The organism is Paenochrobactrum sp. BZR 201-1 (genome assembly GCF_044987585.2).
Classification (GTDB): Bacteria; Pseudomonadota; Alphaproteobacteria; order Rhizobiales; family Rhizobiaceae; genus Paenochrobactrum; species Paenochrobactrum pullorum.
Genome location: NZ_JBJDRZ020000006.1, coordinates 140,619 through 156,627, shown reverse-complemented (window position 1 = coordinate 156,627; position 16,009 = coordinate 140,619). Strand labels below are relative to the sequence as shown.

Annotated in this window: 15 protein-coding genes; 10 read left to right on the top strand and 5 right to left on the bottom strand. The window is 47.4% G+C overall.

Going from position 1 to position 16,009, the window contains the following annotated elements:
- Positions 1-41: 41 nt before the first annotated feature.
- The 9 genes from ACI0FR_RS05880 to ACI0FR_RS05840 all read left to right on the top strand — a co-directional run bounded on the left by ACI0FR_RS05880 (position 42) and on the right by ACI0FR_RS05840 (position 7,759).
- On the top strand, positions 42-965 hold the full coding sequence (locus ACI0FR_RS05880) for a DMT family transporter (protein ID WP_404906261.1): 924 nt from the start codon (positions 42-44) through the stop codon (positions 963-965).
- Positions 962-1,612 carry a molybdenum cofactor guanylyltransferase MobA gene (mobA, locus tag ACI0FR_RS05875; protein ID WP_404906262.1) on the top strand — a complete coding sequence of 217 codons (651 nt, stop codon included), beginning with the start codon at positions 962-964 and terminating at the stop codon, positions 1,610-1,612. Before ACI0FR_RS05880 ends, mobA begins: the two co-directional genes overlap by 4 nt.
- Positions 1,609-2,148: a molybdopterin-guanine dinucleotide biosynthesis protein B gene (gene mobB / locus ACI0FR_RS05870; RefSeq protein ID WP_404906263.1), complete on the top strand. Its 540-nt coding sequence runs from the start codon at positions 1,609-1,611 to the stop codon at positions 2,146-2,148. Before mobA ends, mobB begins: the two co-directional genes overlap by 4 nt.
- A gap of 363 nt (positions 2,149-2,511) precedes the next feature.
- Positions 2,512-3,318 (top strand): ABC transporter substrate-binding protein, encoded by an 807-nt coding sequence (locus ACI0FR_RS05865; RefSeq protein ID WP_404906264.1) that lies wholly within the window; start codon positions 2,512-2,514, stop codon positions 3,316-3,318.
- 146 nt (positions 3,319-3,464) lie between these two features.
- On the top strand, positions 3,465-4,184 hold the full coding sequence (locus ACI0FR_RS05860; RefSeq protein ID WP_374830302.1) for an ABC transporter permease: 720 nt from the start codon (positions 3,465-3,467) through the stop codon (positions 4,182-4,184).
- On the top strand, positions 4,181-5,029 hold the full coding sequence (locus tag ACI0FR_RS05855) for an ABC transporter permease (protein WP_404906265.1): 849 nt from the start codon (positions 4,181-4,183) through the stop codon (positions 5,027-5,029). Before ACI0FR_RS05860 ends, ACI0FR_RS05855 begins: the two co-directional genes overlap by 4 nt.
- A gap of 22 nt (positions 5,030-5,051) precedes the next feature.
- On the top strand, positions 5,052-5,693 hold the full coding sequence (locus ACI0FR_RS05850) for a glutathione S-transferase family protein (protein ID WP_404906266.1): 642 nt from the start codon (positions 5,052-5,054) through the stop codon (positions 5,691-5,693).
- Between the two features lie 128 nt (positions 5,694-5,821).
- On the top strand, positions 5,822-6,691 hold the full coding sequence (locus tag ACI0FR_RS05845) for an NAD(P)-dependent oxidoreductase (protein WP_404906267.1): 870 nt from the start codon (positions 5,822-5,824) through the stop codon (positions 6,689-6,691).
- 183 nt (positions 6,692-6,874) lie between these two features.
- Positions 6,875-7,759: a DMT family transporter gene (locus tag ACI0FR_RS05840; RefSeq protein ID WP_374830294.1), complete on the top strand. Its 885-nt coding sequence runs from the start codon at positions 6,875-6,877 to the stop codon at positions 7,757-7,759.
- Positions 7,760-7,806: 47 nt separating this feature from the next.
- Here ACI0FR_RS05840 and ACI0FR_RS05835 read toward each other — a convergent pair whose 3' ends face one another.
- From ACI0FR_RS05835 to ACI0FR_RS05820, 4 genes are all read right to left on the bottom strand, one after another.
- Positions 7,807-8,673 carry a glycine betaine ABC transporter substrate-binding protein gene (locus ACI0FR_RS05835; RefSeq protein WP_374830292.1) on the bottom strand — a complete coding sequence of 289 codons (867 nt, stop codon included), beginning with the start codon at positions 8,671-8,673 and terminating at the stop codon, positions 7,807-7,809.
- Between the two features lie 105 nt (positions 8,674-8,778).
- Positions 8,779-9,684, bottom strand: a complete 906-nt coding sequence (locus ACI0FR_RS05830) for an ABC transporter permease (protein WP_374830290.1) — start codon at positions 9,682-9,684, stop codon at positions 8,779-8,781.
- Positions 9,685-9,776: 92 nt separating this feature from the next.
- Complete coding sequence (gene proV, locus ACI0FR_RS05825) at positions 9,777-11,009, bottom strand: glycine betaine/L-proline ABC transporter ATP-binding protein ProV (protein WP_374830288.1); 1,233 nt, start codon at positions 11,007-11,009, stop codon at positions 9,777-9,779.
- A 358-nt stretch (positions 11,010-11,367) separates the two neighbouring features.
- Entirely contained in the window at positions 11,368-11,505 is a 138-nt protein-coding gene (locus ACI0FR_RS05820) for a hypothetical protein (protein WP_374830286.1), read from the bottom strand.
- Positions 11,506-11,758: 253 nt separating this feature from the next.
- Between ACI0FR_RS05820 and ACI0FR_RS05815 the strand changes: the two genes are divergently transcribed.
- Positions 11,759-12,436: a DsbA family oxidoreductase gene (locus tag ACI0FR_RS05815; protein WP_374830284.1), complete on the top strand. Its 678-nt coding sequence runs from the start codon at positions 11,759-11,761 to the stop codon at positions 12,434-12,436.
- A 45-nt stretch (positions 12,437-12,481) separates the two neighbouring features.
- Here the strand turns inward: ACI0FR_RS05815 and mfd are convergent, their stop codons facing one another.
- Positions 12,482-15,979, bottom strand: a complete 3,498-nt coding sequence (mfd, locus tag ACI0FR_RS05810) for a transcription-repair coupling factor (RefSeq protein ID WP_404906269.1) — start codon at positions 15,977-15,979, stop codon at positions 12,482-12,484.
- Positions 15,980-16,009: the final 30 nt, after the last annotated feature.

The following is a 16,009-nucleotide window of genomic DNA, read 5'->3' as shown; positions in this document are numbered from 1 at the left end:
TTCCGGATACCAATAACAACGATAAAAATGAAAGCCTTGCCGTGGTAAACTCTGCCAATCTGCGCGCCGGTATCTACATGATGATTGCGATGGGTTTGTTTACCATCGGTGACAGTATCACCAAACTTTTGGCACAAGAGATGAATGGCGGACAATATATGCTCGTGCGCGGGCTCTTTGCCACCGCTATCATCACCGCGTTGGCTTGGTATCAAGGCAATCTGCGCAAAATTGATTATCATCCAATGGTTATCTTGCGCGTAGCTGCCGAAGTGGTTGCTGCAATTACTTATATTTATGTATTGAAGTTTGTTTCGCAGGCTTTTGCCTCATCCATCTTTCAAGCCGTTCCGCTTTTCGTCACTATTGGTGCCGCCGTTTTCTTGCGGGAAACCGTTGGTTGGCGGCGCTGGACATGCATTCTTGTCGGCCTTGTTGGTGTTTTGATCATCATTCGCCCCGGCGGTAATGAAGTTGCCGGTGTGGCAAGTATTGCTTTATTACTTCTAAGCGTATTGGCCGCCGCCGTACGTGATCTTGCGACACGCCGCGTACCAGATACAGTTCCAACGCTTTATCTCTCGACACTCACCACCGTTGCCACAACCATGGTCGGTGCAGCCATCATCGTTCCAATGGGCGGCTGGGCACCTTTAACTGTCAACAGTGTATTTCTTTGTATCGTGGCTGCTGTCTTACTGCTGATCGGCTATAGTTTTATTATTATGGCAATGCGACAGGGCGAAATATCATTTGTTTCCCCTTTCCGCTACACCAGTCTGTTATGGGCCATCATTCTCAGCACGATTGTTTTTCATGAACCACCAGATTTATGGACAATTGCCGGTGCGCTCATTGTTGTCAGCAGCGGTGTTTATATGATCTATCGTGAAAGCGTCCTCAATAAACGCGAAAAACAACGCAGCACCCTCGCCTCCATTCCAACGGGGATCGATCCGTCATGAGCAAAATTCAAGCGCATCAAATTCCGGTTGTCATACTGGCAGGCGGACGCTCCAGCCGCATGCAGGCGGAAGGTTTAAGCGGCGATAAATACATGCATTTACTGGATGGTAAACCGGTGATTGCTCATCTGATCGATCGATTGCAACCACAAACTGACGATATTGCACTTAATGTCAATTCTGATCAAAACGATCTGTCGCAATTCAACCTGCCGGTCATTGCCGATCAGTTTGCCTATAATTCAGGGCCTTTAGCCGGAATTCTGACCGCCATGAATTACGCAAAAAAACATCCGCTGGTTTTAACAGCTGCTGCAGATACGCCATTTATTCCTGCAAATCTTATCGAAAAAATGTGGGCAGCACAAAATACACAACAAGCAGATGTGGTTTTTGCATCCTCCCATCATAAGACCCACCCGACTTTTGGCTTATGGCGCACAGAAAATGCTGCTAAATTACAGCAGTGGCTGCAACAAGGACACAAACCAAGCATTATGCATTTTGCATCATATTTGCAAAGCACCACGTTTGATTTTCCTTTTGAACCCTTAAAAAATGGCGGGTTATTAGACCCTTTTTTCAATATCAATGAGCCCGCAGACCTTGCTAAAGCGCGAGAATTACAAAAGCAATTAGAACTATGACTAAACAATCCTTTGCAACACCTGTCTTTGGTATCACCGGCTGGAAAAATGCTGGTAAAACCACAATGACGGAACGCTTGGTGATCGAATTGACACGAAGGGGATGGCGTGTATCGACCATCAAGCATGCCCACCATGATTTTGACATTGATATAGAAGGCACAGATTCATGGCGGCACAGAAAAGCTGGCGCAGGCGAAGTGGCTGTTGTTTCTGCAAAGCGATTTGCGATTATTCATGAAAATAATAATGGGCCAGAGCCTTCATTAGATGATATTTTGGCCAGATTATCACCAACTGATCTGGTATTGGTGGAGGGCTACAAACAAGGCTCTCACCCCAAACTTGAAGTGATCCGGCATGAAAGCCAAAACCGCATGCCGATCTATCACGACAATAAAACGGTTATTGCTTTGGCCTCGGATATCGACGCATCCAAATTTGAAAACAAAGCAACACGCTCATTTTTTTCAATCGATGATATCACAGCCATTGCCGATTTCATTGAAGCTTTTTGTGGCTTGAAAAGCCACTGATTCCAATCAACGCTATTTTCTCGGCTATTAAAAATTAGCGTCTAAGTCTTTGGTATTAGAGGCTCATCATTATGTCTTTTTACTCGTCAAAAAAGCAGCTTACAGTCCATAATTTACGGCATTTTGCTCAAGTTATTACGATATCCTATTTTTAAATTTTATTTAAAGCAAGAAAACTGAATACGGCTTGCCTTTTGCCTGAAAATAATGGGAATATCTGAGTATAAAGAAGCATCTGCTTTCAGACATGTCTTTTCATGAAAACGGGAACCATTCATGAAAAGAAGTGTTTAAAAACAATGATAAACGACGGCCTTCATACGCATCATCGTAGACAAAGGCCGCATACGAAAAGAGGGAAAAATGCGTCTATCAAAAGGTATGACTTGTGCCGTTTCGGCTTTTGCTTTCGCACTCAGCCTCAGTGCTGCTGGTGTTACCACTGCGTCTGCTGAAGAACCTTTGAAGCTAAAAATCGCGTCTGAGGGCGCTTATCCGCCATTCAACTTCATCAAACCTGATGGTACATTATCCGGCTTTGATGTCGATATCGCCCATGCTCTTTGTGAAGAGATGAAGGCAGAGTGTGAATTTATCACACAAGAATGGGACGGTGCTATTCCGGGTCTGCAAGCCGGCAAATTTGACGCTTATTTCGCATCAATGTCGATTACAGATGAACGTAAAAAACAGGTCGATTTCAGCGGAAAATATTATAATACCCCTCCGGGTATTGCAGTTCCAAAAGACAGCACCATTACCGGTATGACCAAAGAGGATCTGGCGGGTAAAACCATTGGTGTGCAGGTTTCAACCACGCATGCCAATTATTCTGAAAAAACCTTCACCGATAGCGACATTAAAGCTTATCCGACAGCCGAAGAATATCGTCTCGATATGGCGAATGGTCGTCTGGATGCTGTCAATGATGATAGCGTTACCTTGATGGAGTGGCTCGACACACCGGATGGCGCTTGCTGTAAATTATTAGGCACTTTCCCGCCTGTTGTGGAAATTCATGGCCCTGGCGTTGGTGCAGCCATCAAAAAAGGCCGCCCTGATTTGCAAGAGAAGCTTTCTGCGGCGATCAAAGCCATTCGCGCCAACGGAAAATATAAAGAAATCAACGACAAATATTTTTCGTTTGATGCCTATGGCACAGAAGACTGATCAATGAATAAACGGCCTTTCTTTCATACAGGAAAGGCCGTTTTTGCTTAAGATACCAAATAAGCAGGCCATAGAACCAGCGCGCGGGTTCGCTTTATTAAATTTAAGCCCCCGCGAAATATGAGAAAGAAAAGGCGCATGAGCGCATGGATTATTATTTAAGTTTAATTAGTTTTGGGCCGGACGGCTGGGCCAGCAATATTTTATCCGGTCTCGTGATTACTGTTTCACTGGCAGTTGCCACTTTGCCCATTGGCCTCGCACTCGGTTTTATCGTGGCCTTGGGCAAACAATCACCCGAACCGTCTCTGCGTCTTGCTTCCAATATTTATACAACCATTTTTCGTGGACTGCCTGAACTTCTCACACTGTTTCTGGTTTATTTTGGCGCGTCTTTGCTCGTGCAAAAATTGGTTGATGCGTTAAGTCTTAATATTCAAATCGAAATCAATTCCTTCATGGCAGGCATGATGGCTTTGGGCTTTGTTTTCTCGTCTTACTCAAGTGAAGTGTTTCTGTCAGCTTTCAGAGCTATTCCCGCCGGTCAATATGAGGCAGGTTACGCCATCGGCTTGTCCAAATGGCAGACCATGCACAAGATCATATTTCCGCAATTGATCCGTATCGCCCTGCCCGGCCTTGCCAATCTTTGGCTGGTTTTGCTCAAAGACACATCGCTTGTCTCTGTCATTTCACTTGCGGATATTATTCGCCAAACATCCATAGCGGCGCGCGTAACCAAAGAACCGTTTCTATTTTATGGCCTTGCCTGTCTGCTCTATCTCATATTAGCGATTATTTCCTCTTATTTCATCAACAAGATTGGTGATTGGGCAAGCAATAATAAAAAGGAAGGCAAAGCATGAGCAAGCACATGTCTTCCACCGCTATGAAACGCACCGATGCGGAATGTCTGGCACCACCTGCAATAAAACGTGGCTGGTCAAAGGCGCGTATTAGCGGTTATGTGCTCATGGGCATTTGGCTGATCATGTTTATCGGACTTGCCATTTATCTATTTAATTCTTGGCAGATAGATCTGGTTCAAACCTATGCTCCGCGCTATTGGTCAGGCCTGCTCACCACATTAAAACTTGTTTTCATATCCATTTTTCTCGGCGCTATCGTTTCACTGCCGGTCGCCGCAGCGCGCATGTCCAATTCGAAGATTTTGCAATGCATTTCTTATGCTTATGTCTATTTCTTCCGCGGCACGCCGCTACTCGCACAAACATTTCTGATCTATTACGGCTTCGGCACTTTCCGACCTTTTCTGGAAAGTGTCGGCTTGTGGGTATTTTTCCGCGATGCCTGGAACTGTGCCATTCTGGCTTTCACACTCAACACATCTGCTTATCAAGCGGAAATTTTGCGCGGCGCCATTCAAAGTGTCGCAGTCGGACAGTGGGAAGGTGCTGCTGCCCTTGGCCTCAATAAGCGAATTACATTCTGGAAGATTATTCTGCCGCAGGCCCTCATTGTGGCTCTGCGCCCTTATGGCAATGAAATCATCCTGATGATCAAAGGTTCAGCAATTGTCGCCATTATCACAGTTTATGATTTAATGGGGGAAACCAGACGTGCCTATTCACGCACTTTTGACTTCCAGACATATCTGTGGGCAGCCGTTTTATATCTTACCATCGTCGAAATATTGCGTCATATTTGGGAATGGATTGAACGCAGGATTACCAGACATCTAAAGCGCTAATATGCGTATTTAGTGACCTGATATGACAAAACGCAAAGGGAAAAACATGAAAATCTGGGGACGCGATAATTCAGGCAATGTCAAAAAGACGCTTTGGACAGCCGCTGAACTCGGACAGGATGTGGAATATATCCATGCCGGTGGCAAATATGGTGGCCTGGAAAATCCTGAATTTCTAAAGCGCAATCCCAACGGCAAGGTGCCGCTTTTGGAAGACGGTATGTTTTACCTTTGGGAATCCAATGTCATTGTGCGCTATCTGGCGGCAAAATATGGCAAAGACAGCCTTTGGATAGAAGACCCTGCCGAACGTGCAGCCGCTGAAAAATGGATGGACTGGTCATCAAATTCCGTTGCACCGCATATCCGCAATATCATCCAGCATGCAGTGCGTCTGCCACAAGATGAACGCGACCCGAAAATACTGGAACAATCCGTGGCCGACCTTGCCAAAGTGCTTGAGATTGCCAATACGCATCTGGCTGATAATGAATGGATGTCCGGCAAAACTTTCGGCATCGGCGACATTCCTTTGGGGGCCAATCTCTATTTATGGTTTGCTTTGCCACTCGACCGTCCATCATTCCCTCATATTGAGCGCTGGTATCAGCAATTGGTGGTACGTCCTCATTATCGTGACCGCGTTATGACCACTATTGAATAATCGGTCAGCAGCAGAGCGGCTCCAATAAAACGAAATCGTTGAACCGCTCTTATTTTTTGTTTTACGTATTATCCGGTGAAAAACTGCTCCGAACGTCTGCCGGAAATGCTCAAAAAGGAATTTATACTATGGCAAAAGTTGCTTATCTCGGTCTTGGGGTTATGGGGTATCCAATGGCCGGTCACCTTAAAAACAAGGGTGGCCATGAAGTAACCGTTTACAACCGGACCACTGCGAAGGCTGAAAAATGGGCCAAAGAATTTGGCGGAAGCTTCGCCCCCACGCCTGCGGAAGCCGCCAAAGATGCCGATTTTGTTTTTGCCTGCGTTGGCAATGATGATGATTTGCGCTCTGTTACTTTAGGTGAAAATGGTGTTTTTTCATCCATGAAAAAGAGCGCTTTTTTCATTGATAACACCACCGCTTCCGCAGCCATTGCCAGAGAACTTGGTGAAGCGGCACAAAAAGCCGGTTTCAAATTCATGGATGCCCCTGTTTCTGGTGGTCAGGCAGGAGCCGAAAACGGCGCACTCACCGTTATGGTCGGTGCAGATGAAAATGATTTCAACACGGCAAAACCGGTGATTGAGGCCTTTGCCCGTTCAGTCGGTTTGATGGGGCCAGTCGGCGCCGGACAATTGGCCAAAATGGTCAACCAGATTTGCATTGCCGGCGTTGTACAAGGTCTGGCAGAAGGTATTCATTTTGGCAAAAAAGCCGGACTTGATATCAGCAAACTGATCGAAGTGCTCTCAAAGGGGGCAGCTGGCTCATGGCAGATGGAAAACCGTCACAAGACCATGGATCAAGGCGAATATAATCACGGTTTTGCTGTGGACTGGATGCGCAAGGATTTAAGCATCTGCCTTGATGAAGCCAACCGCAATGGTGCAATGCTGCCTGTGACAGCGTTGGTCGATCAGTTTTATAAAGAAGTACAAAAACTGGGTGGTGGCCGTTGGGACACGTCTTCTTTGCTTGCCCGACTGGAACAATAATTTTCATCCGGCTCTTTACGTTGCATTGTCGATGATTATCTTTTAATAACTTTCAAAAGAGCCGTTTCGCGGCTCTTTTATTCTTTCCCAACCGACAGCAAATGCTTAATAAGCATCCCTGAATGGCAAACTATTTTGCCCGTAAGCATGCCCGCCGGTTTGTTTTTTTGTATTGGCGAAATAATGTTTGCGAGCTCTAAAAAAACTCCCGTAAATCTGGCTATGATTGCGCTCTTTTTGGGTGGGGTGGCTATCGGAACCTCTCCTATTTTTGTTCGCCTTTCCGAAACCGGTCCACTGGCAACAGCTTTCTGGCGTCTGGCATTAGCATTGCTGCCTTTATTGGCTATCGATAAAATATTTATCACACCGGTGCAAAGAGCGGAAACAACCACTTGGAGTGACTATTTTGAACTTGGTATTCCGGGTTTATTTTTAGCAGGTGATCTGGCGCTCTGGCATGCAGCTCTCAACATCACCACTGTTGCCAATGCGACATTGCTTGCCAATATGGCGCCTATTTTCGTGGCAGCCGGTGCGTGGATATTCTTGGGCATCCGCCCGACCCGCCCTTTTGTCATCGGCCTCATACTTGCTTGTATTGGTTTGGTGGTTTTAAAGGGCGGCGTGGCAGGACTGACTGATGGTCAGGTCAAAGGTGACGGCCTCGCTCTGATAGCGGCAATGTTTTATGCCGGTTATATTTTATTTCTTGGCAAGCTGCGGGCAAAGTTTACCGCCATGCAAATCATGATTGCCAGTACAATCTCCGCCAGCCTTGCCATGCTGATCGTATCTGTGGCGTTTGAAACCAATCTGTTTCCACTGACCCTTTATGGCTGGGGAATTCTCATCGGGCTTGCTCTCATTGCCCATGCAGGCGGTCAGGGGCTAATCACCTATGCTCTGGCCTATCTGCCTGCCTCATTCTCATCGCTGACTTTGCTGATCCAACCGGTTGTGGCTGCCATTCTGGCATGGCTCATCCTTAATGAGCCAATCGGTATGATGCAGATTATCGGCGGTATCATCATTATTTGCGGCATTTTATTTGCTCGCCGCAGCTAATTAAAAAAGCGGCGGCTTCATATTAGAAACCGCCGCTTTGAGTTTACTTATTTGTCTTCAACCCATTCCTTGATGCGGTCAGGGTTTTCTTCAATATATTTATCGACCGCTTTTTCATAAGAAGTTTCCTGCGCATTGAACATCGCAGCTTCCAGCTCATCAATCGGCAGTTTCATCCGTTTCAAGAAACCGGCAGCTTCAGGATTTTCTTCTGAAAAGCCCTGACGCGCCAATACATCGACATGTTCGGCATCGCCTAAAGCTTTTTCCGGATCGTCAATATAACGCAGCTTATATTTACCGAACATCCAATGCGGGCTCCAAGCGGTAGCGACAAACCAACCGTCTTTACGCATTTCACGATCAACAGTTGTGAGCATCGCTGCTTCACTGGAAATCTGTAATTTGTAATTCAAACCATAAGATTTAACCGCTTCTTCCGACAAGCGGGTGAGACCGGCACCCGGATCAATGCCCTGAATCTGGCCTTTCAGTTTTTCCTGAACTTCAGCCTTTTTCAGATCTTCAATCGAGTTAATCTCGCTTTCCGGAATATATGCCGGCACTACCCAGCCAAGCTTTGCGCCCTCATAGACGGGCCCTAAGTTTTCAACCTTGCTTTCCACACGCTTATAATAATCTTCGTGCGTTGCAGGCAGCCATGCCATCATCATCGCGTCCAGATCACCACGGCTTACGCCCTGATAAAGCGGTGCTACATCGGTCTGAACCAGCTCGACCTTCTGGCCATATTTATCTTCGAGAAGCTTGGCTGCGAGCTTGGTAACAAACTCCGCATCAGACCACGGTGCCCAACCCAGTTTTACGGTCTTAGCATCCTGTGCCAATGCTGAAGTTGCCATAGTTCCCGCCAGCAATGCCGCCAGGCTTAGACGTGTCAGTTTCCCAAACATATCTTCTCCTTTTCGGTTTTTATTTTTTAAATGCATCGCTTCATGTGTTCAATTTTTGAAAGAACAATTCAAAAAGTGATGCATAAATTCACTATCAAACAGCTTTTATGCTTCCTGTTTATTCAGCACAGGCTGTTTTTCGTCGCTTCCATTTTTCTTGAAAAAAGCAAGGCGCTTGAGGAAGCCCGAACGCTCCTTGCCAAAACTCTGGGTAATCCGGTCAAGCACGACCGCCAGAATAACCACGGCCAGACCACCTTCAAAACCAGTGCCCACATCAAGGCGCTGAATGCCGGTGAGAACCGTATTACCAAGACCACCCGCACCAATCATGGATGCGATCACTACCATCGACAGCGACAGCATGATGGTCTGATTTACACCCGCCATAATGGACGGCATGGCATTGGGTAATTGTACCTTGAACAGAAGCTGTTTGCCGGTACAACCAAAGGCAAGACCAGCTTCAATAAATTCGCCATCAACCTGACGAATACCAAGATTGGTAAGACGCACCACTGGCGGCATCGAGAAAATAACCGTTGCAATGGTGCCTGGCACAGCGCCAAGACCAAAGAACATCGCAGCCGGAATGAGATAAACAAAGGCCGGCATGGTTTGCATCAGATCGAGCACTGGGCGCGTGATGGTCGCCACTGTTTCACTGCGCGCCATCCAAATGCCGAGCGGTATACCAATCAGCATGGCAATAATTGTTGCCGCCAGCACGAGTGACAGGCTTTGCATCATGCCTGACCAAAGCCCCATATGCAGCACTAGTGCCATCGCGATCAGTGTAAAAATAGCAAATTTTCCACCAACGCGCCACAGGCTGAGCGCTGCCAAAATAATGATGCCAGCCAATGGTGGCAATGACAGCAAAACCTGTTGGATGCTGCCGGTTACCAGCCCGATGGCCGCAGAAATTGCGTCCAGCAGCGGAGTGAAGTGATCTAGAATATAATTGACGAGAATATCGGCACCTTTACCGATACTAAATTCGAAATTCATTTTATCCGTCCGTTCCGGATGCTTTTATGCATCCTTATCTTTGTTTCCACGCACACAATTCCAATGCTTCACAAGAAGCAGAATGGTTGCGCTCAACCGGCACGGTCGAGAGTTTCAAGCAGTGCAGTCTTGCTGATCGCACCAATATAGCGGTTATTTTCATCCACCACCGGTACAGGCCAGCGGCTTTCAGCCACACGCCCCAGCACATCAGACAAGGATTCTTCCGCCTGTATCGGCTCTAAATCCGGAATGAAAGCTTCACGGTAAGGCTGCTCAACTTTAGATTTCAAGCGCTCAATCAGCGCATCCTTACTGATCATACCATGATAACCACGATCACGACCAACAATGATTGCCACTTCACGACCGGCACTTTCCATTTGTTTTAGTGCTGCCGCAGCAGAAACACCATGACGCTCAATAATGGTCAATTGTGTGCTGCGGGCAATGTCGCCTGCCTTGAAGACCTGTGAAACATCCACATTTCGGAAGAAGGAACGCACATAGTCATTGGCTGGTTGCGAGACGATTTCATCCGGTGTTCCCACCTGCACAACCTTGCCATGCTGCATAATGCAAATACGGTCACCAATACGCATTGCTTCATCCAGATCGTGACTGACGAAAATAATGGTGCGGCTGTTTTCTGATTGCAAGCGGATGAGTTCATCCTGCATTTCAGTACGGATAAGTGGGTCAAGAGCCGAGAAAGCTTCATCCATCAGCAAAATAGTCGGCTCGCTTGCCAGAGCACGCGCCAAACCAACGCGCTGCTTCATACCACCTGATAATTCATCAGGCTTGCTATGCGCATAGGCCTCAAGGCCAACAGCTGCAAGCGTTTTCATCGCTTTTTCATGACGTTCGGCTTCACCAACACCGGCAATTTCCAAACCAAAAGCTGCATTATTCAACACAGTTCGGTTCGGCAACAACGCAAACGACTGGAAAACCATACTCATATCACGGCGGCGCAGATCAATCAGTTCGGCTTTCGACATTTTGGTTATGTCGCGGCCATCAACTTCAATGACACCGGAAGTTGGTTCAATGAGGCGGTTCAGCAATCGTAACAGTGTTGATTTTCCGGAGCCTGAAAGCCCCATAATAACGAAAATCTCACCTTCCATAATATCAAATCCGGCATCATCCACACCAATGGTACAGCCAGTTTCTCGATGAATATCAGTCTTGGATTTTCCGGACTTTAATTCTTTTAGAGCGCGCTCCGGCCGGTCGCCAAAAACTTTGAAAACATTTTTCAAAGAGATTTTTATTTTTTCGGAAGTTTCTTTACTATCGTTATCCGTAATAAATACCATACATTAAAATTAACCCTGCCTTGTCGGGCAGACCTAACCTCCTTAAACAAGTAAACATGAATTATTATACTAAAACCATAAGTATAAACTTAAAAATTTTAGTATAAAAAAATCACCAAATTCAGATTTCACGATTATTATATAGATATTTCATTTCGTGTCCACCCGAACACGAGATTCTATTCATATGAGACACTTCTAAATCTTGCTCGATCCCGTATTCCACAAGGGACAGAGCAGCATGAAATTAATTAACTCAAACAGGTTTTATCCCCTCCCAAATGCTCCAAACAAGAGAATAAGGGTTTGATAAAAGTTTGCCGAAACCATCAAAAATACGGATCAATGAATCAGTTTTTTACTTCAAAGCCACCTGAAAGCGCTTCAAATCCAGCTGCAAAATGCCAAAATCGCTACTTATATTATCTGATTTTTCAATAAAAGCGGAACCATTTTCCGCGTCAGCAGTTTGCTTTTTTATAGAAGCTTTTTTCACCAATGAGCTTTGTAAACAAACCAATAAAGAATTTGAAAAAGGAGACACTCATGTTACGTGCAGGAATTTTATGGATGATGGGCGTGCCGTTTTTTGCAGTGTTGGTTATCTGGTATTTCTTCTTTTAACCTAAAATGTAACACCTGTGAGAAAGGTATAATTTTGCCAGCACAAAACAAAGTTTCCCCTTACAATAAAGTCAAGTCCTGAATATGTTTTGTGAATGAAAAGTGCATTTTTAAAAGGATAAATCATGCCTGCCAAACCAATAACCATCGATGTTATATCGGATGTGGTATGCCCGTGGTGCTTTGTAGGCCGCAAACGCTTACAGCAGGCTTTAGAACTGCTGCCAGATGTGGAAGCCACAGTTCGCTGGCGTCCTTATCAACTTGACCCGACCATTCCGTCTGGTGGCAAAGACCGCCAAGCCTATATAAAAGAAAAACTGGGTTCTGCGTCGCGGATTAATGAAATTCACGATCAGCTGATTAAACTTGGCGAAGATAATGATATCGAATTTGATTTCGATGCAATTGAAATAGCACCCAACACATTGGATGCGCATCGCGTCATTCACTGGGCAGCACAGGCCGGTATACCGGATGCACAAGACAAACTGGTTGGCGAATTGTTCTCACGCTATTTCGAGCAAGGCCAAAATATCGGTGACCATAAAGTGCTGGTGGAAGCAGCGGATAAAGCTGGCCTTGAAGCACCGGTGATTGAAAAACTACTTGAAACAGAAGCTGACAAACAAAATATTGTCCAAGAGATCGAAACAGCCACCCGCATTGGTGTGCGCGGCGTACCTTGCTTCATTATCGATCAGAAATATGCCGTTATGGGCGCACAAAGTGCAGAAGTCTTGGCTGATGCAATCAGCCAAGCCGCCAGCGGATTTGAACCCGGCATCATTGAAGACCGTTAATTAAGGACTTCATTTCAACTGAAATTTAAGCAGCTGCGTGAGAGATCACGCAGCTGCAATTTTTGCGAGCTGCGTCATCACAACAGCCGCGCCTGTGAGGCGTTTTTCCGGTGTCGGCCAATCGCGGATCAGCACAATGCTTTGATCCGGACGAATTTTAGCCAGCGAACCCTGCTCACCAATCATTTTCACCAGACCGACCGGATTAGGGAATATCTTGTCACGGAACTGGATAACAATGCCCTTTGGCCCTGCATCCAGTTTCTCGACATTAGCCTTGCGGCATAGCGCCTTGATGAAGACGATTTTGAGCAAATGCTGCACTTCTTCGGGCAGCGGACCAAAACGGTCAATCAGCTCGGCGGCAAAGGCATCTATATCCTGCGTTTCTTCCAGATCGGCGAGACGACGATAAAGACCAAGGCGCAATTGCAGATCCGGTACATAAGTTTCCGGTATCATCACAGCCGTGCCGATAGAAATCTGCGGCGACCACTGACTATTTTCCACCACTTCCGTGCCCTGCAATTCGGCAACCGCCTCTTCCAGCATTTGCTGATAAAGCTCGAAACCAACCTCTTTAATATGGCCTGATTGTTCTTCACCCAGCAAATTGCCCGCCCCGCGAATATCCATATCATGGCTGGCAAGCTGGAAGCCGGCACCAAGCGTATCCAAGGATTGCAGCACTTTTAGGCGTCGTTCTGCCGTTGCAGTTAATGTGCGCCCGACCGGCAATGTAAAGAGCGCGAATGCACGCTGCTTGGAACGCCCCACCCGCCCGCGGATCTGATAAAGCTGCGCCAGACCAAACATATCAGAACGGTGAACGATCAGCGTGTTAGCGGTCGGCACATCAAGACCGGACTCGACGATTGTGGTTGAAAGCAGCACATCATATTGGCCTTCATAGAATGCATTCATGATGTCATCAAGCATACCCGGTGCCATCTGACCGTGCGCTACAGCCACTTTCAGTTCCGGCACATGTTCATCCAAAAATTCTTTGATCTCAGCCAGATCAGACACACGCGGACAAACATAGAAACTATGACCGCCGCGATAGTGCTCGCGCATCAATGTTTCACGGATCACCAAAGGATCAAACGGTGAAATGAATGTACGCACCGCCATACGGTCAACCGGTGGCGTGGTAATCAGTGACAATTCACGCACACCTGTCAGCGCCAATTGTAATGTGCGCGGAATTGGTGTGGCAGAAAGGGTCAACACATGAACGTCTGATTTCAAATCTTTCAGACGCTCTTTGTGCTTCACGCCGAAATGCTGCTCTTCATCGATGATGAGAAGGCCTAGATTTTTAAACTTGATGCCGTTGCCAAGCAGTGCATGGGTACCGACGACAATATCGACCTTGCCGTCTGCCACATCTTTTTTGACCTGCGACAACTCCTTGGCACCAACCAAACGTGAGGCTTGCGCCACATTGATCGGCAGCCCGTGGAAACGCGCTGAAAATGTCTTGAAATGCTGGCGCGACAGCAGCGTTGTCGGCACAACTACAGCTACCTGAAAACCATTGAGCGCAGCAATAAAGGCCGCGCGCAATGCCACTTCGGTTTTACCAAAGCCCACATCGCCGCAAATCAGGCGATCCATCGGACGACCAAGCGACAGATCATCAGTGATTGCCTCAATGGCGCTCAACTGGTCTTCGGTCTCATCATATGGGAAGCGCGCTGCAAATTCAGCATAAAGCCCTTCTGGCGGCGGCATTACCGGCGCACCGCGCATCTGACGCTCGGCTGCGATCTGAATGAGATGTCCGGCAATTTCCAGCAATCGCTTTTTAAGCTTGGCTTTACGTGCCTGCCATGCGCCGCCACCAAGCTTATCCAAAAGTGCCGTCGAACCCTCACCGCCAAAGCGTGACAAAAGCTCGATATTTTCCACCGGCAAGAACAGACGGTCATCGCCGGCATAGTGAATTTCCAAGCAATCATGTGGCGCACCGGCAGCCGTGATGGTTTTCAGCCCAATAAATTTACCAATACCGTGATCGACATGGACGACAATATCGCCAGCCGTCAGCGCTCCTGCATCCGATATGAAATCCTGATCACGCTTGCGCTTCTTGGTGCGGCGCACCAAACGGTCGCCTAAAATATCCTGCTCGGCCACCACCACAAGATCGCTGGCAGTGAAACCACTTTCAATCGCCAACACGGCCGCGGTTATTTTATCACGCGACAAGGCTTTAACGGTGCGCAGCTCATCAACCGTTTCGATCTTTTCAAGACCATGCTCGCCGAGCACTTGCATTAACCGGTCAAGCGAGCCGTCGCTCCATGCGGCAAGCATAACTTTTTTACCTGACGCTCTAAGATCAGCGAGGTATTTAACCACCACTTCAAAGAGGTTCACATCAGTGGCGGCACGTTCTTCAGCAAAGTTTCTGGCTGCCTGCACATTGGCATGAATGACGATGCGGCCTGCCACTTCCGGCGCGCCAAACGGCGTTAAATCAATGCGCATACCGGCAGCTTGCGCGTGCTCCTGCACTTGTTTTGGCGACATATAAAGTGCGGACGGACGCACTGGTTTATAAGGCACACTATCGCCCGGCTCTTTGCCCGTGGCCTGACGTTCACGCGCTTCATAATGATCAAGCACCAATGTGTGACGCTCAGCCAAAGCCTCAACAACAAGATGATCGAACACCACCGGCATAGAACCGGCGTGATCAAACACAGTTTCCAGCTCGTCATAAAAGAGCGGCAACCAATGTTCCATACCGGCAAAACGGCGCCCCTCGCTGATAGCCTGATAAAGCGCATCATCACGGGATGGCGCTCCAAACATCTGCACATATTGCGTGCGAAAACGGCTGATCATTTCCGGCGAGAGCGTAATTTCGCTCATCGGCTGAAGAACAAACTCTTTTTGATTGCCACTGGTGCGCTGGCTGCCCGGATCAAAAGTGCGAATTGATTCTAACGTATCGCCAAAGAAATCAAGCCGCACAGGTTCTCCTGTTCCAGGTACAAAGAGATCTAGAATCCCACCACGCACAGCAAATTCGCCCACATCGCGCACGGTGGGCACACGTTCAAAGCCATTGCGCTCCAGTTTTCCAGCCAGTTCGTTCATGTTAAGACGATTGCCCGGACGCGCCGAAATCACCTGATCGGAGAGTGCTGCGCGCGGCGGCAGTTTTTGCAATACTGCATTGGCGGTGGTTAAAATAACCGCCGGATGACGTTGCTGTTGCAAATTGGATAAATGTGCCAATGCTGCCAATCTGCGCGCACTGGTATCGGCACCCGGTGAGACGCGATCATAAGGCAAACAGTCCCATGCAGGCAGGTGCAGCACCGGAAGATCAGGACGCACAAAGTTTAAAACCTGCTCCAGATCCGCCACACGCTGGCCGTCACGCATTACAAATAATAAAGGGCCGCCCTCGCCGACTTCTTCAACTAATCTGGCAAGGCAAAAGCCTTCAAAACCATCCGCCACACCATCAATAGTGACATGCGCGTTTTTTGAAGGCTTCAAACCAAATTTGGAAAATACGGACATCAGACAAAACTCTATGATTTACATTGCAGC